Annotated in this window: 17 protein-coding genes; 6 read left to right on the top strand and 11 right to left on the bottom strand. The window is 43.8% G+C overall.

Annotated features, from left to right (window positions below):
- The first annotated feature begins 51 nt into the window (after positions 1–51).
- From ACTUJY_RS15945 to ACTUJY_RS15930, 4 genes are all read left to right on the top strand, one after another.
- Positions 52–1773 (top strand): proline--tRNA ligase, encoded by a 1722-nt coding sequence (locus ACTUJY_RS15945; RefSeq protein WP_463617111.1) that lies wholly within the window; start codon positions 52–54, stop codon positions 1771–1773.
- A 44-nt stretch (positions 1774–1817) separates the two neighbouring features.
- Positions 1818–2351 carry a transglycosylase SLT domain-containing protein gene (locus tag ACTUJY_RS15940; RefSeq protein WP_463617110.1) on the top strand — a complete coding sequence of 178 codons (534 nt, stop codon included), beginning with the start codon at positions 1818–1820 and terminating at the stop codon, positions 2349–2351.
- Between the two features lie 15 nt (positions 2352–2366).
- Positions 2367–3512, top strand: coding sequence for a patatin-like phospholipase family protein (locus tag ACTUJY_RS15935; RefSeq protein WP_463617109.1), 1146 nt, complete (start codon positions 2367–2369; stop codon positions 3510–3512).
- Positions 3513–3629: 117 nt separating this feature from the next.
- Positions 3630–6293, top strand: a complete 2664-nt coding sequence (locus ACTUJY_RS15930) for a sensor domain-containing phosphodiesterase (protein ID WP_463617108.1) — start codon at positions 3630–3632, stop codon at positions 6291–6293.
- 108 nt (positions 6294–6401) lie between these two features.
- Here the strand turns inward: ACTUJY_RS15930 and tilS are convergent, their stop codons facing one another.
- The 6 genes from tilS to ACTUJY_RS15900 form a co-directional block, all read right to left on the bottom strand.
- Positions 6402–7781: a tRNA lysidine(34) synthetase TilS gene (gene tilS, locus ACTUJY_RS15925; RefSeq protein ID WP_463617107.1), complete on the bottom strand. Its 1380-nt coding sequence runs from the start codon at positions 7779–7781 to the stop codon at positions 6402–6404.
- Positions 7782–8009: 228 nt separating this feature from the next.
- Positions 8010–8966, bottom strand: a complete 957-nt coding sequence (accA, locus tag ACTUJY_RS15920; RefSeq protein ID WP_463617106.1) for an acetyl-CoA carboxylase carboxyl transferase subunit alpha — start codon at positions 8964–8966, stop codon at positions 8010–8012.
- A 171-nt stretch (positions 8967–9137) separates the two neighbouring features.
- Positions 9138–9509, bottom strand: a complete 372-nt coding sequence (locus tag ACTUJY_RS15915; protein ID WP_463617105.1) for an FHA domain-containing protein — start codon at positions 9507–9509, stop codon at positions 9138–9140.
- A gap of 143 nt (positions 9510–9652) precedes the next feature.
- Positions 9653–10477, bottom strand: coding sequence for an NADPH-dependent 7-cyano-7-deazaguanine reductase QueF (gene queF, locus ACTUJY_RS15910; RefSeq protein WP_463617104.1), 825 nt, complete (start codon positions 10475–10477; stop codon positions 9653–9655).
- Positions 10478–10487: 10 nt separating this feature from the next.
- Positions 10488–11552, bottom strand: coding sequence for a 23S rRNA (cytidine(2498)-2'-O)-methyltransferase RlmM (gene rlmM, locus ACTUJY_RS15905; protein WP_463617103.1), 1065 nt, complete (start codon positions 11550–11552; stop codon positions 10488–10490).
- A gap of 12 nt (positions 11553–11564) precedes the next feature.
- Positions 11565–11900, bottom strand: a complete 336-nt coding sequence (locus tag ACTUJY_RS15900) for a DUF1820 family protein (RefSeq protein WP_463617102.1) — start codon at positions 11898–11900, stop codon at positions 11565–11567.
- Between the two features lie 162 nt (positions 11901–12062).
- Here ACTUJY_RS15900 and ACTUJY_RS15895 point away from each other — a divergent pair, with 162 nt between their 5' ends.
- Positions 12063–12659 (top strand): class I SAM-dependent methyltransferase, encoded by a 597-nt coding sequence (locus ACTUJY_RS15895; RefSeq protein ID WP_463617101.1) that lies wholly within the window; start codon positions 12063–12065, stop codon positions 12657–12659.
- Between the two features lie 445 nt (positions 12660–13104).
- Here ACTUJY_RS15895 and ACTUJY_RS15890 read toward each other — a convergent pair whose 3' ends face one another.
- A complete protein-coding gene (locus ACTUJY_RS15890; RefSeq protein WP_463617100.1) occupies positions 13105–14331 on the bottom strand; it encodes a nucleoside recognition domain-containing protein in 1227 nt (408 codons plus the stop codon).
- 135 nt (positions 14332–14466) lie between these two features.
- Between ACTUJY_RS15890 and ACTUJY_RS15885 the strand changes: the two genes are divergently transcribed.
- Positions 14467–15213: a glycerophosphodiester phosphodiesterase family protein gene (locus ACTUJY_RS15885; protein WP_463617099.1), complete on the top strand. Its 747-nt coding sequence runs from the start codon at positions 14467–14469 to the stop codon at positions 15211–15213.
- 96 nt (positions 15214–15309) lie between these two features.
- On the opposite strand, the gene ACTUJY_RS15880 is transcribed toward ACTUJY_RS15885, so the two are convergent.
- The 4 genes from ACTUJY_RS15880 to ACTUJY_RS15865 form a co-directional block, all read right to left on the bottom strand.
- Positions 15310–15654 (bottom strand): hypothetical protein, encoded by a 345-nt coding sequence (locus ACTUJY_RS15880; protein WP_463617098.1) that lies wholly within the window; start codon positions 15652–15654, stop codon positions 15310–15312.
- Positions 15655–15898: 244 nt separating this feature from the next.
- On the bottom strand, positions 15899–16444 hold the full coding sequence (locus ACTUJY_RS15875; protein ID WP_463617097.1) for a helix-turn-helix transcriptional regulator: 546 nt from the start codon (positions 16442–16444) through the stop codon (positions 15899–15901).
- 53 nt (positions 16445–16497) lie between these two features.
- Positions 16498–17052, bottom strand: coding sequence for a hypothetical protein (locus tag ACTUJY_RS15870; protein ID WP_463617096.1), 555 nt, complete (start codon positions 17050–17052; stop codon positions 16498–16500).
- 295 nt (positions 17053–17347) lie between these two features.
- Positions 17348–17467, bottom strand: a 120-nt coding sequence (locus ACTUJY_RS15865) for an EF-Tu C-terminal domain-related protein (protein ID WP_463617197.1), incomplete at its 5' end; no start/stop codon positions are given.

The raw sequence follows: 17467 nt of genomic DNA, 5'->3' as shown, positions 1-17467 counted from the left end.
AAGGCTGATAGAATAACCGACTTTAACAAAATACCGTAATTGGACTGACGCATGCGTACCACTCAATACCTCCTCGCAACACAAAGAGAAACGCCTTCCGATGCCGAGCTGATCAGCCATCAGCTGATGCTACGCGCCGGAATGATTCGCAAGCTGGCCTCGTCTGCCGGCCTATACTCCTGGTTACCAACCGGACTGAAAGTGTTGCGAAAGGTAGAAGCCATAGTGCGCGACGAAATGAACAAAGCCGGAGCCCAAGAGGTGTTAATGCCGATGGTGCAACCGGCCGATTTATGGGAAGAATCTGGACGTTGGAGTCAGTTTGGTCCTGAGCTGCTGCGATTGCAGGATCGCCACAACCGTGAATTCTGTCTCGGACCTACACACGAAGAAGTCATTACGGCGATCATTCGCGATGAGATACGCTCTTACAAACAACTGCCCGCCAATTACTACCAGATTCAAACCAAGTTTCGAGACGAACGCCGACCCCGCTTTGGTGTGATGCGAGCACGTGAATTTCTAATGAAAGACGCTTATTCCTTCCACACAACCGAAGAAAGCTTAAAAGAAACCTATCAAGTCATGTATCAGGCTTACTGTAATGTCTTTGATCGTTTAGGCCTCGACTACCGAGCGGTGCTCGCTGATACTGGCGCAATAGGAGGAAGTGCATCGCACGAGTTTCACGTACTCGCCGATTCCGGTGAAGACGCCATTGCTTTTAGCGATGGCAGCGACTATGCGGCCAATGTCGAAAAAGCGGAAAGCCTGGCTCCACAAACGGAACGACCAGCTCCTTGCCAACCGATGGAAAAAGTCGCGACACCGGATACCAAAACCATCGAGCAAGTTACCACCTTGTTGAAAGTTGATGCCCATCAAACCGTAAAAACCTTGCTGGTTGTAGGCGCTAATGACGATTATCCTGTTGTTGCACTTTGCCTGCGAGGCGATCATAGCCTGAACGAAATTAAAGCAGAAAAACACCCACTGGTAGCAACGCCATTGACACTTGCTGACGATGAGTCGGTAAAACAAGCAGCAGGTTGCGAAGCTGGGTATGTCGGTCCGGCTGGGTTATCGATCCCGGTGATTGCCGATCGAAACGCCGCGGTATTGTCTGACTTTGTCTGTGGCGCCAACGAAAATGCCCATCACTTCACAGGCGTCAACTGGGAACGCGATGCTCAATACAGTGAAGTTTACGATCTGCGAAATGTAATTGAAGGCGATGATGCACCGGATGGCAAAGGTAAGCTCACCATCAAACGTGGTATCGAAGTGGGTCATATTTTCCAACTGGGCACCAAATACAGCGAAGCCATGAGTGCCAATGTTTTAAATGAATCCGGAAAGTCCGTCACACTTGCGATGGGCTGTTACGGTATCGGTGTCAGTCGAATTGTGGCTGCCGCAATTGAACAAAACCACGACCAGTACGGTATCATTTGGCCACAAAACATCGCTCCATTTACCGTTTGCTTAGTACCAATGAACATGCACCGATCACAACGTGTTGCAGAAGAAGCGGAAAAACTCTATCAGCAACTGCTCGATTTGGGTATTGAAGTGATATTTGACGACCGCAAAGAACGCCCTGGCGTCATGTTTGCGGATATGGAACTGATGGGCATTCCTCACCGTATCGTCATTTCGGAAAAAGGCATCGATGCCGGAAAATTCGAATACAAACATCGTGCTGGCAATGAAAAAGTCGATATCCCAATGGATAATGTTCTAAACTTTATTCAAGAGCAATTAAACTCCTAATTTTTATGAAAATAAGTAGTTTAGTCTTATTGCTGTCGATGGTCATGGCCAGTATCTCAATACAGGCCAACCAGCAAATGCCAGACGAAAGCTTTCGTAACGAATTAAAAGCCATGCTACAACGAGAGCATGCTTTTGAAGATCGTTTCGAAGCTGAAGTTTGGATGAAAGATATGTCGAAGCGACTGGCCAAACGAGCACCTAAAATTCCGCCCGAAGAACGCTTTACGGTATTAACCTTGGCACACAAATACGCCCGATCGTTTGGTTTGGATCCACAGCTGGTCTTGGCGTTAATAGAAGTGGAATCGAACTTTGACCGCTTTGCTATTTCCAGTGCGGGCGCGCTTGGACTGATGCAGGTCATGCCTTTTTGGAAAAGTGAGATTGGGCATCCCGAAGACAACCTAATGGATATCGAAACCAACCTGCGTTATGGCTGCGCCATTCTCAGCTTATACATAAAAAAAGAACGTAAGAATATAACCAATGCATTGGCGCGCTATAACGGCAGCTACGGCAAAATGAAATACCCGATGAAAGTGTACCGGGCACTGAGACTCCGTTGGAAAGCTTAATACGACTCAATATTTATGAATAGCTTAGCGCCTCACTCGAACACTGGCCTGCTGTTATCAGGGGGAGGTGCTCGCGCGGCATTCCAAGTGGGCGCTCTCAAGGCAATATCTGAAATTCTTCCCTTTACCACTCACGAAAACCCGTTCCCTATCATTTGCGGTACTTCAGCCGGAGGCATCAACGCAACAGTCGTCGCGGCTTATGCCCAGCATTTTAAACTGGGAATGCGGCGACTGGAAAACGTGTGGGCTAATTTTCATTGCGAACAGGTTTTCCATACCGACTTTATGCACTTGGCAAAAAACTCATTACGCTGGCTCAGAGTTTTATTTGGTGGAACACCCCATCGAACTCTGGGTTTACTTGATAACTCACCGTTAAGCGAATTATTGGATCGTGTCATACCCTATCCTCTTATTCACAAAGCCATTGCCCAAAATGCGCTAAAGGCGTTGTGTGTAACGGCTTCAAGCTACACCACAGGCGAGTCAATCAGCTTCTATCAAGCGAGACCGGAAACTCAGGTGTGGCGACGCCACCGAAGACGTGGTCATCCCGCAGTCATACGTAAAGAGCACCTGCTGGCATCCGCCGCGATTCCACTTGTCTTTCCCGCAGTAAAAGTCGGCGAACAGTACTTTGGTGATGGCAGTATGCGCTTTTTATCACCGCTTAGCCCAGCATTACATTTAGGGGCTGAAAATATTCTGGTGATAGGTGTGGATCCTCGCAATGCGCCCAGTGATGAAATTGTACAACCAGAAGGTTACCCAACCATTGCCGAAATAGCCGGCCATTTACTCGACAGTGTGTTTATCGACAGTCTCGACAGCGATCTGGAACGCCTGCACAGGGTGAATAAAACACTTTCAAAAATTCCGGATAAAATAAAAGCTCGGGAATTTATTTTAAAACCCATCAATACATTGGTCATCAATCCGAGTCATGACCTAAGCGCCATTGCTCGTGAGCACTTCGACGCCATGCCAAAAGGCTTAAAATTCTTCTTAAGACGCATCGGTATTGACGGTGAAAGCGGTGACGCAGTGCTCAGTTACTTGCTATTTGAAAAGGCGTTTACCCGTGAACTGATTGCACTGGGTTATCAAGATGCAATGAAAAAAGAGCGTGAAATTTTAAATTTTTATCACCTTTCCTGAAAATCTCATTGGCGTAATATTACTGGTATAAGTGTAATCTTTAACTATGCTTGAAAGATCGAGCTGGTCAAACTTAACCTCAGTTTGTCTGAATTAAACCCTCTATTATCCGATTACATGCATAACAATCAAAATGGAGCGCAAAGCCGAACCGATAAATTCGAAGCTGAGCAACAAGAAAAAACTCGCTCGGAACTGGAACATCGTGCTTTGTTGCAAATCGCTTCTATATCCACTCAAGCAAAACAACTGAAAGATGTTTATCGTGAGCTACATCAGATCATTGGCAGTCTGATGTACGCGAATAATTTTTACATTGCGCTACTGACCGACAAACGCACTCACGTTCAATTCGAATATTTTCACGACGAAGTCGAAAGCGACAATCCAGTAAACTGGTCACCAGAACCTATCGAAGCCTTTAAAAATACCTTAACCGGTTATTTGTTTAAAACCGGAAAGGTGCTATTAGCCGACGAAAATACGTTGCGGCAAATGGCCGAATTAGGCGAATTGGTTATTCGTGGAATACCGGCCAAACACTGGCTTGGAGTACCGCTTAACGTACAAAATGAGACCATCGGTGTTTTAGTACTACAAAGCTACAAAAACAACATTACATTTTCAGAAAAAGACAAAGATCTGCTCACCTTTGTTTCGCAACAGATAGGAACGCTCTTACAAAAACAGCGATACGAACAATACCTCAAAGAATACAATGAACAACTGGAGCTAAAAGTTCAGCAGCGCACTGCCATGCTGCAAAAAATCAATAACGAACTTGAGCTGCAAGTAAAAGAAACTGAAAGAACCGAAAAACTACAGGCTGCACTGTTTAAAATTTCGGAGTTAACCAATACTACGCGTGACTTAGACGAGTTTTATTTGGCACTGCATAACATTATTAATGGCATTATGCCCTCAAAAAACTTTTACGTTTGTACTTTTGATGAAAAAACCAAAGAGCTTCATTTTCCTTACATGATTGATGAGTTTGATTCAGACACCGCTTCGAGAATGTTAGACAGTTCTATTGATATCAATAAGTGCCCGCCTACTGAACGCATTTTACGGACTGGAAAATCTTTGTTGATTAATCAATCCAACAGTGAGTACTGGAAAGCCAACGGCGTGTTTATTGGAACGACTCCTGAGAGCTGGCTCGGCGTTCCACTGGTACATAAAACGAAAACCATTGGCGTGCTTGCCGTTCAAAGTTATCTAAATGGAAAATCTTACACTCAACTTGATCAGGAAGTATTAGCTTTTGTCGCACAACAAGTATCTACGGCACTGTATCGAAAACAAAGTGCAGAGTCTTTAAAACAAGCACACCACGAGTTAAAAGTAGCAAACGACCAATTGGAGAAGCGTGTAAAAGAACGCACACGCGAGCTATCTCGAATTAACGACACCTTAAAATCCATGCTTGATGAACGTAACCGCATGCAAAAAAAGCTAGCATTTGAGGCTTTTCATGACAGCTTAACCGGTTTGCCCAATCGTGCTCTTTTTATCGATAGGTTGCAACAAATTTTACGACAACGCCAACGAAATCCGGAAACACAGTTTTCGGTTCTGTTTCTTGATCTGGATCGTTTTAAAATAATCAACGATAGCCTTGGACACTTAATGGGAGATGCATTATTACAAGAGGTTGCTTCACGGCTGGATGACTGCGTTCGGCCTAAAGACACTGTCGCCCGACTCGGTGGCGATGAGTTTTGTGTACTGTTACGTGATATTGGCCAGGTACGGGATGCTGCGGTGATTGCCAACCGCATCATCGATGCGATCGCACAACCGTTTCAACTAAAGGAGCATAAAATATTCACCTCCACCAGCATCGGCATAGCGCTAGGTAACGGCTCCCATCAAATACCAGATGATGTTTTACGAGATGCCGACTCCGCCATGTACCATGCAAAAGAGTCAGGCAAAGCACGTTACGCTTTGTTCGATGTGGACCTACACGAAAGCGCAATGAAACGGCTAACGCTGGAAAACGAGCTGCGCCACGCGCTGGAACGCGATCAAATCAGCATTTTTTATCAACCTATTGTCAACTTACAAACGGGACATATTGTGGCTTTTGAGGCGTTGGCTCGCTGGAAGCATAAAGAGCTTGGGTTGGTACCACCGGATGAGTTTATTCCAATTGCAGAAGAAACCGGGATGATTCATGATATTGGTCAGTTCATTTTGCACCACTCCTTGTACACATTAAAATATTGGCAGTCACAAACACCACTCGCACAGGACATAGCCATTAGCGTAAACTTTTCTTCTCGCCAGATAGAACATCACGATTTGTTGACTGCAATTAAAACGGCGCTGAACGAAAACCAGCTACAACCTTCTGCATTAAAAGTCGAAATTACTGAAAGTCTGTTGATCGAAAATGCACTGCTTGCTCAACAACTGTTGCAAGCACTTTCTGAAATTCACATTCCCGTCCTATTAGATGACTTTGGCACTGGTTATTCATCGCTCAGTTACCTTCATAAATTTACTTTAAATACGATTAAAATTGATCGTTCCTTTATTTCCCGAATGAATCAAAGTAAAAAACATTTAACCATTGTAAAGACAATTGCCTATATGTGCTCACAATTACAACTGGGCATAATTGCTGAAGGCGTTGAAACGGAACAGCATCAAGCACTACTCAAGAATCTAGGCATCGATTATGCGCAGGGCTACTTTTATAGCAAACCTGTCATTGCAGAAGAAGCGTTACGATTGCTCAAGCGTTTTAAAGGAAAATTTCACGATGATTGAGAGAGAAGTGGATAAGTAAAAAAGGTTCAAGTAAAAACTCAATGCGTATTACCGATTCATCGAACTAACAACTCAACTTTTTTATTTTTAAACCAACGGTAAACACCCTCAAGAATGCTCGCTGACGTCCAATAATTCAAAGCGAATTCCTTCTTCACCTTTAACTAAAAATTGACGGTCGTAAAAAAGCCCCACGGCAGCTACCAATTGTTCGTTGTAATATACCAAAGGAATCCGATCTCGCTGCCACTGTGGCACTGCTTGCTCTTGCATTATTTTTTTTAACGATGTTGCTTTTTCACGGAAATGCGGCCAACACTTTTCACCACCAAGACGCGAGCATACTCGTATTTTTTCATGCGGCTTTGGCAGTCGAATTGCCGGTAAATTCTTTCCTTCAAAGTTGGATACTTGTAACTGAGAATTTAACGCATCGATAGAGAGCGCTTTTGGAAAATTCAACCAGTTCAGTTGAAAACTTTCAGTAACCGTCATGTGAGCAGCGACCAAATCCAATCGTTCACCAGTTTGCTGTAAAACCCAATTTCCCCAGGTAAACTTAATTTTTTTATTGGGCGTGTATTGCCTTAATTGCGAAACCAGCTCCTGCAGCCGATTGTCGTTCGGTAAATAATGCGCGTATTGATTCATCCAGAAACGTAAAACATTGATCTGTCGCTCTTCAGATAACCGCCGCCAGGCTTGAATTTTTATTCCACCTGCATCTTCAATTTGCGACAAGTCTTGCGCAGCAAGCTGCTCCAAAAGTAACTGAGCCTGTTGCATATGGTCACTGAATCGACTCAATGCTTGACGATAACTTGGCCATTGCTGCTCCACATTTGGCAACACCTGTCGTCGTAAAAAATTTCGGCTAAAGGCATCCGATTGATTGGATTCATCTTCAATCCAATTCAAATTATTTGTGTTTGCGTACTCCATTAATTCCAGTTTCGAAAAACCCAGTAAAGGCCGCAACACATTCCGTTTTTGTTGCATTTGTTTTGCTTTCATTGCTTGTGCGCCAAGTACGCCTGTGCCTCGAAATAATTTAAGCAGTAATGTCTCGACTTGATCGTCCTGATGGTGCCCCAACCAGATACAGTCATAAGGTTTCACGTGTTTAAAAATCGCTTGCCAACGCGCATTTCGCGCTTTTTGCTCTATGCCTTGACGTGTCGCCTCTGGTATAGAAACGTATTCTACTTGCAACGGAATTGAAATTCGTTGACAGAAATGATGACAATGACTCACCCAATGGTCGGCATTGTCGCTTAATCCATGGTGAACATGAAGGGCATGTAAACTGGCTTGCGGAAATCTCGGTAATAGCGATGACAACCCGTGTAACAAGACTGTCGAGTCGAGTCCACCGCTAAACGCAACCCACCATCGTGACGAAGGCGTCGCGTTTTGTCGAATAAAATGTTCCAGAGATTCAATGATGGGATGCGGCACGGGCATTAAGTTCAAAATTTTACGTTTCAAGCTCTAAGCTCTAAGCTCTAAGCTCTAAGCTCTAAGCTCTAAGCTCTAAGCTCTAAGCTCTAAGCTCTAAGCTCTAAGCTCTAAGCTCTAAGCTCTAAGCTCTAAGCTCTAAGCTCTAAGCTCTATTAAAACAATGCGCGGAACAGGTCTGGGTGTCAACCGAAATTCTTCACATTTTGAACTTATGGCTTAGCACTTAGTACTTAAAACGTTTGCAACATCAAACTTTCACTCTTCATAAGCGCCAAACGACATCAAGCGAGAATATCGGCGATCCAGCAGGTCATCGAGTGCAAGAGCTTGCAAATCACGTAAATCACCAAGAATGCGTTGCTTCAAATTACTCGCCATCTGAACGGGATCGCGGTGTGCTCCTCCGAGGGGTTCATCAACAATCGAGTCAATCAATTCCAGACTTTTCAAACGCTGAGCAGTAATCCCCATCGCTTGAGCGGCTTCTTGTGCTTTTTCTGCACTTTTCCAAAGAATGGATGCGCACCCTTCGGGCGATATAACGGAATAAGTTGCATTTTGCAGCATATTCACTCGATCACCCACACCAATGGCCAATGCACCACCGGAACCGCCTTCACCAATAACCGTGCAAACAATTGGAGTTCGTAATGTGGCCATCACTTTCAAATTACGAGCAATGGCTTCGCTCTGCCCTCGTTCTTCAGCACCAACACCGGGATAGGCGCCGGGTGTATCGATAAACGTAACAATTGGCAACTTAAACTTTTCAGCCATCTCCATTAACCGCAAAGCTTTACGATAGCCTTCCGGACGAGGCATTCCGAAGTTACGCTTGATTTTCTCTTTGGTATCGCGCCCTTTTTGATGACCAATGACCATCACCGGTTGCTCATCCAACCGAGCGACGCCACCAACAATTGCCCAATCATTGGCAAAAGCGCGGTCACCGCACAGCTCTTCGAAATCGGTGAAAATATGGTCTAAGTAGTCTTGTGTGTAAGGACGTTGCGGGTGACGAGCCAGTTGCGCAATCTGCCAAGCGTCGAGATCGCGAAAAATTTGCTCCGTTAACTCACGACTTTTTTTCTGTAGACGTGCGATTTCTTCAGAAATGTTAATTTCAGCATCGCTGCCCACCAGGCGCAGCTCTTCTATTTGCGCTTCAAGCTCAGCAATGGGTTGCTCAAACTCTAAAAAATGCATACTCATAAATGATGGGTTCTCTTAATGCGACCTACTTTTACCCTACTCCGCAGCAGTTTGAATGAGTGATAAGGCCTGCTCGAAGTTCGGCAGGCTATTCTAACGACTTTGGAGAGATATTCAACGAATAAGAAATCCGACAAGTGTAGCAAAGGTGGAGAGTGATTGCCTGGACGACTAGTCTTTAAGGTAAAACACTCCCGGGATCCAAGACTTTTTGATCTCACAGGTCGATGCCAATGAGGCATCCGAGTCATCCACAAAACGGAAATTCGACAATCCAATGTTGATGTTGTCGTTATGATTGAGTACCGCAGAATTGACCTTTTTATTATTAACAAAAGTACCATTAGTACTGCAAATGTCTTCGATCCAGAACTCCGCTGACTGCTCATCTTGCCGAACTTGCAAAGTCGCATGTTCAAAACTTACCGATGGATCTTCCAGACAAATATCGCATTTAGGTGATCGTCCAATAGACAACGACGGCTTTTCCAACGCAAACCGCGTTCCTTGCTGTCCTTCTGTCATTAGTACCAGATAAGCCATGGGGTTATGCCTCAGACTGTTTGCACGAAATGGAAGCATAATCGGAAAAGTGTTTGACTGCCTTGTATCCTGTCACAGATTTATCGAGCTAAACTCAACGGTGTGTGAGCAGCATCTCAGTTTCGACAAATCGGTGTAAAAGGCTATTGGCGAGCAAGCCGTAAAAATGGCATTTGCTGCCGACAATTGCTTCGCCAAGGATTAATATCGAGGCCACCACGGCGTGTGTAGCGTGCCACTACAGTGAGCTTTTCTGGCTGACAATAATGCATAATATCCTGGTAAATCCGCTCCACACATTGTTCATGAAACTCATTATGATTTCGAAAAGACACCAGATACTGCAGTAATCGAGACTGATCAATTGCCTGACCTTTGTAATCGACAATCAAAGTCGCCCAGTCCGGCTGAGAAGTGATAAGACAATTGCTTTTTAACAGGTGTGAATAAAGGCATTGCTCAACCTTTTCTTTTGACTCCCCACTTACGGCCAGTAAATCGGGCCGATAATCGTAGGTTTTGCACACCACATCCAACTCATCGATGAGTATCGCATCAAGTCGACCGAATCCTTTTTGTTGGTAAGCATCGAGACTGTAAAGGTGTACTTGAACCTCACCTTTTACGGCAAGCGACAGATCCCGTTGTACTCGATCTACAAACGTCTGTTCATTCGCTAACATTTCTTGGTTGAATGAATTGAGATACAATTTAAACGACTTGGATTCAATGATATTGGCCGTTGTGCAAGGAAACTCAAATTCAACAATGGCCACCTGAGGCTTTCCGCGCAGATTTAACCAAGAGACTTCAAAAGCGGTCCAGATATCACTGCCATGAAAAGGTAGCGTTTGCCCGATGCCAATTTCATTACGCTTCATGTGACGCGCAACCGGAAACAGCAATCCGGGATCGTACTGAGTAGGATATTCGGTTGACTTACCCAAAGGGATATCGTTTAAATTCATTACGACTTAATTACTCCAAGCTCAAATAGCAAGTGACTTCTTCCCGATCATGGTACAGCTGCTTAAATCGCAACTGGAAAGGCAAATCCTGTAAAACCGCTTCGATGATTTCCTGACAGCTCAACACTTCCAGAAACCGTTTTTTCATCGGCAACTTTAAATTAAAAATGGCTCGCTCGGCATCGCCCCTGGCAAGCCAACGTGCCATCAGCTCGGCGATACGAGCCGGTTTTTCCACCATATCACACACCAACCAATTCACTTTATAAGGTGGTCGCCAATGAAAACCATCCGCTCGAATGTGCTCAATTTGACCGCTCGCCATTAACTTCTCGTCCATCGTGCCATTATCAATAGCAATCACTTGCAATTCACGTTTCACCAGTTGATAGGTCCAGCCGCCTGGGCATGCGCCGAGGTCGACCGCGGTTTTTCCCATTGCAAACAATTGCGACTGTTGCTCTTTCGAAAGGAAAAACAAAATCGCTTCTTCTAACTTTAACGTTGAGCGACTGGGAGCACCAGAGGGCATTTTCAAATGCGCAATTCCACCACTCCATTGCGGTTGACGATCAGCGAGACTCAAGCCGACAAACGCTGAGTGTCCGCTTAAAAACATCAGATTCAAATACCAGCTCGATTGGGTATCAATTTGGTTCCGCTTTTGCAAAGCTTGTTTTAATGGCGGTACAATTTTTCGACTCAGCCGTGCCAACGACTTACCTTCGTTGGTGTCTAGAGGAAGTGGAACGATCTTGGCGACCGCCGGAGCCGTTACAATCGCATCAATAATGCCAGCCACACGATTTTCGACATCAAGCGAGTCTAAGATTGGCAACGCCAGCATTGCGTCGCGTACAAACACCAGCTCGTTCACGTCAAGCTGTTGGTATAGCAGTAGCGCCGAGTCACTGTCGTAACAGCCAAACAGCAGATATCCTTGCTGTAGCTTCAATTTTAAGTAACCATAAACACCAACGCTTTCCGCCCAATATTGAAACTCTTGCCCGCAGTCGGATTCAAAGCCAGGACGACATAGCAATAAAATATCGGTTGGTGCAAACTCAGAACTCATCTAACAGCCTTATTAATCGCCAGACTTGCCCGGTTTAGACGATGGCATAGGAAAACTGGTTACCACACTACCTCCTTTGGCTTCCGATATTTTCGCAACGCCCTGTTTGTTCACTTCGTCGATGCGAATCACGGAATGCATTGGAATATAACTGCGTTTAACACCTTCAAACTCGGCTTTCAGTTTTTCTTCGGAAGGATCGACAACCACTTGACTTCGTTCGCCGAATAACAGCTGCTCGACTTCTACAAACCCGTATAAATTGCTGGAATGCACATCGCGGGCATAGATTTCGTAGGTTTGTCCTTGATTTACAAACAACACTTTGTAAACCGGTGCTTTACTCATAATAGTGTTTCTCATTAAAACGACATGGTGGACTATTTTACCGCAGCTGACCAAGACAAAGAAGCATATCGCTAGCAAGTGATCACTTTGCGCTTCCCAATGCTGCCCATTGCGACAGCTTAAGCTATAATGTTCGCCAAATTTAACTCAAAAACTATCTTCATGACGCCCGCCAAATTACCTCTGACCGACAAACTTCGTGCCCCGTTGCTTTTTGATACTCAATTGAAAGGATTTCCACTCAAGTTTCAATCGACCTGGGGGATTTTTTCACCACGGGAAGTAGACGAAGGCAGCCGTTTGCTACTCGACTATATTGAAGTATCGAGCGATGCCGACTGTTTTGACCTCGGTTGCGGTTATGGCGTTTTGGGGATCACACTAGCAAAACTGGCACCACAAGGTCAGGTAATCATGGCGGATAAAGACTTTGTCGCCGTCGATTACGCCAACAAGAACGCTGAACTGAATCAGGTAAAAAATGCTAAAGCAATACTGTCAAACGGACTTGAGCAGTTAACCCATGAAAAATTCGATGTCATAGTCTCCAATATTCCTGCGAAAGTCGGTAACGAGATGCTCAGTCTGTTTTTGTACGATGCGTTGGAACATTTAAAACCGGGCGGCCGATTTTACGTTGTTACCATAAATGGCTTGCGACAATTTATGAAGCGTAACTTCAATGATGTTTTTGGCAATTACACCAAACACAAACAGGGCAAAAATTACACCGTTGCCAGTGCACAAAAACAGTCATAAACGGGCGATGTCCCATCGTCATTGAGCTGTAATAATGTTTCCACAGAAGCTGTGGATAACTGTGGGGAAAAGATTTTTAAAAAGGGCTTCAGGCCTGATAAAACCAGAATCAAAGTCAAATTGATTATTTTTTAACCTGTTTTATTTTTCCCTTTATTTTCAATAAGTTACCGTACGATGTAGGTTCGTTTAAGAATTGCGCACATTGTTTGCTTGTTGTGCAAAGCGAAAAAAATAATTGAAATTTTTCTGTGGATTACTCTTGACTTTAAACTGACAACTTGAACTTGTGGCCTATACATATATTCGTAACAAAGGGATTATCAAGTTGGCATGCAAGGCGACATAAACGAAGTGAAAGTGAATACTAACTGTGACACTTTTATTGGTGAAAAAAGTCCGTTTAAATCTCATTAAACCTCTACCATTGACGCTCTTTCTGCTGTCACGCAAAAAACCAGTAAGCAATCACTATAGCTGCAATGATCCCTGCAAGATCAGCGATCACACCACAAGCAATCGCATGTCGCAATCGTCGAATATTAACCGCACCAAAATAAACCGCCAACACATAAAACGTGGTTTCAGTACTGCCTTGAAATATCGATGCCAGTCGCGCTGCAAATGAATCAACACCATAAGTACTCATAGTTTCCAACATCATCGCTCGCGCGCCACTACCCGAAAATGGATTCATTAACGCTGTTGGTAACGCCTCCACAAACGCAGTATCGCCATCAAAGCTGGAAACAAGATAAGCAATCACACCTAACACGGCATCGAACACGCCACTGGTTCTCAGTAGCCCGATTGCCACCAACATAGCGACCAGATAGGGCATAATGGTCACTGCTAACGAAAACCCCTGCTTCGCTCCTTCGATAAACTCCTCATACACCGGCACCTTGCGCCACCAAGCAACCGCGACAAATGACGCAATAGCGGTTAATAACGCGCCATTACCGATCACCGACGAATAATGAGACATTTGTTCATTACTCAACTCATTAAATCCAATGATAATGGCAGCTACCGCAGCTACCCCCACCGCTAAATAGCTTAAGACTACTCGATCCAGTAATTGCACACGCTGCACTAAAGATACGGTAATTAATCCAATCAAAGTTGATGCCGAGGTTGCTAATAAAATGGGTATAAAAACTTCTGCCGGGTAAGTAGCCCCCTGCTGCGCACGATACATCAATATAGTGACTGGAAACAAAGTGACTGATGATGTGTTAAGCACCAGAAAAAGAATTTGTGCATTGGTAGCCCGATCTTTGATCGGATTAACACTTTGCATCGACTCCATGGCCTTAATACCTGCCGGTGTTGCCGCATTATCCAAACCGAAAATATTCGCTGCCATATTCATGGTGATGTGACCAAAAGCGGGATGATTTTCCGGTAACTCAGGCATCAAACGACGAAATAAGGGTTGAAAAACACGGGCAATACCATTTAAAACACCAGAAACTTCTGCCAGTCGCAAAACTCCCATCCAAAAACAAAGCAATCCCACCAATCCAAGTGCGATTTCAATACTGAGCTCCGCCATCTGAAAGACAGAATGCATCATTTCACCAAAAATATGGGTTTGCCCATTAAAAAGCGATTGCCAAACTGCGGTAATAAACGCGATAAGAATAAAACTGCCCCAAACTTTGTTCATTTGAATGGTTTCATTGGTGAAACGAAAGTTCGCATGTTACCCCGGGACAGCAAAAAGTAAAAACGAACATTCATTGCCAAATCGAGCGAGGGAAACTAGGCTATCGAGAGAGCATCAACTGGACTTTGTGCATTAATGGCATTAAAGCTTCATTTTACAGACTTCCCAACCGTTATCGCTCACCGAGGACTGAGTCAGTGGGCTCCAGAAAATACGCTCGCTGCATTTCGACTTGCTGCCGAGCGTGGTATTCGATGGGTAGAAACGGATGTGCGGTTAAGTAAAGATGCTGTCCCCATGGTTTTCCACGACGCAACGCTTGAACGAACCACGAATGCGGCCGGCGTATTCCAACACTTTACTCAAAACGAGTTGCAACAGTTAGATGCGGGTAGCTGGTTTGCACCGATATTTGCTGACCAGAACATTCCGACAGTTAATCAATTGCTCGACTTAGCGCTTGAGCTAAAACTCGGCGTTAACTTAGAAATAAAACCCAATATTGATGAAGAAAGAAAAACCGTAGAGCAATTAAATCATTTATTACAATCGAGGGCACAAAATCCAGAAATTTTGTTTTCCAGTTATTCGGTAGAAAGCATTACGGCTTGTTTGCAATTAATACCCCACTTGCCACGCGCTTTGGTTGTGGATGATTTAGAATTAATGCCCGCGGAAGAAGTGGTTGCATTGAGTGACTCGCTCAAATGCACGTCTCTGCATATCCATCATCAACTCATCTTCTCTCCTCTAATAGCCCACTGTTACTACTCTCCTTTTGATTTTATGTGTTTTACCGTTAACACCCGAGAAGTTGCCGAACAATGTTGGAACGCTGGTTGCGCCAGTGTATTCTCGGATAATGGGCTGCTGGATGAATAACATGCAATGAATTCCAAAAGCCCGACTCTGTACCTCCATGAAAAATCCATTTAGCTCAGACACCTCAGCCAATGAGGAAGTCGGGCGTTTTCCAATTTATCGTACGTACACGTAGCAAGTAAGCGAGTCGTAAACCCGTGGCTCAGCTTCTTGGGTGTACCAAACGAAGTCGCCATACCAATTTCTTTCGGCATAGGTGTATTTTTTCGTGGTATACCGAGTCATACCGTCATACCCCAAATACTGACAAACCTCTTTCAAATAATTTGAAGTACTGTAACCATCTTTAGGCACTCCAGGAGGATGTATGATGGGACTACCATTGTATTCGGTAAACGTGTGTTGTAACCCACTTTGTGACTCATCAGCGATGACTGAAGAAGTCATACCAACATACAAACTTAATATTCCTGCTAATGGTACCAACTTGCGAATGCTCATAGTGATTTCCTTTTATTTCACTGTTCAACTTGTTTATTAAGAGGAAAAGTTATTCGACAGTCATCGAATAACGCTTTTATGGCCCAGTCTATCCGTCAGAGGCCGAGCGAAATGGTAAGTAAGAAAGAAAAAATGTGTGAGTATGTTTACGACATTTTATAGAACAATCACGCAAACAAGTTGAACATAAACGACACTAATAGGAATTTAAGCGACAACTGGATCCCGTTTGCCTAATCGCCAATCAATGTGATTTAAATTTAACCGAACTCGAATCCTTTGCCGCTTCTTCTTTCGAAGTCAATTTTTCACGGAAGTGAGATGGGCTTTCTCCAAATCGCGCCTTAAAGCATCGTGTAAGATAGGTACTGGAGTTAAAGCCAACCTGATCGGCAATGGCAGTAATTTTGATATTTTCTTTAATTAATTCAACTGCTTTGTCGAGTCGGTAGTTTCGTAAGTATTCCGAAAAACTAATGCCCAAAATTGCTTTCATTTTTCTTTGCAGTTGACGTTCGCTAAAAGCTAACTTCGAAGCGACTTCCGTGAGTGACACATTGGGATCTTGATAGCAGTTCGAAATGCACTGCTGCAATTTTGAGCGAAAGGAATCATCGTTTGCAAAGCTACCAAAACGTTCTGTAGACACGATCGGTCGCGATTTAGATGATGAATAATACTCAGCAAGCAAGGCTCTTGTAGCCAACAAGTTTTGGATTCTGACAATTAACTCGTCGGCATCAAATGGTTTGGTTAAATAATCATCCGCTAGCGAAGAAAGTCCTGCCAATTTTGCTTTTTGATCGATTTTTGCCGTTAACAATAAAATAGGAATATGGCAGGTTACAAAGTGATCTCAATTTTCTCCGCCAGCTGAAAACTAGACAGTGCACCCATCGAAAATCCCATGGTATAAATACCAGCATATAATTTTTTATTCTGGTTGATGAACGCCGCAATATATTCTATGAAGGAAAACCCAAATGTGAATTTTTCTGCTTCGTTTGGTCCGGGTGCAATCAACACATCAAATCCTAGACTATATAACCAGTAACCATGATTAATCAGCGACTCCTTAGGTGCTGAATAACCTGGAAATAGCACTATAAGGTGACGGTTTCTCTTTGCTTTGTAATTAAAATGGGTAATTTCACTTCTGTGAACTTGCTTACCAGAAACTAACTTAATTTTGTAATGGTCATGATCTGAACTGACTGTGTTCTTTTGTAAAAGCAAAAATGGAAGGCATTTATTTTCAGTTAAACATTGCTGGTGTAAATAACGCGCTCGATACTTTCTAATATCATCCAACTCAATTTGATGAAGGCTAATTCTGTCTGCCACTGTTTGAGCACAACCAGATATCAAGAGCAGTAAGATGACAAATGCACTTTTCATAAATTTTGTTATCGTTTTAGTTAAACCCAATTCGGGTTCAGTTTCCAATGGTGACCAAAGCCGAAAAATGTTAGTTTTTCACTAAATCAAGAACGCACTTTAGCTTTTACAGACAGATGCACTTCAAAGGTTTAAAAAAATAAAAATCTTCGGCTTTAACTTCGAGCTTGCTCATTTCGAATTCAGTGTAATTATGGAAATCACGAAGCTGCAACTTAAATTTAATTTTTAAGACTTATAAACTAAAAAAGGCGCTCATAGAGCGCCTTTTTACTGTCTAAAATCTTCGAATAAATTACTCGAAGATTTTAGCAACAACACCAGCACCGACGGTACGACCACCTTCACGAATTGCGAAGCGCAGACCTTCGTCCATGGCGATTGGAGCAATCAGCTCAACAACCATTTTGATGTT

The sequence above is a fragment of the Pleionea sp. WD8-19 genome (assembly GCF_055326765.1).
Note: the sequence above shows the minus strand (reverse complement) of the source record. Positions and strands in the feature narration are given on the sequence as shown.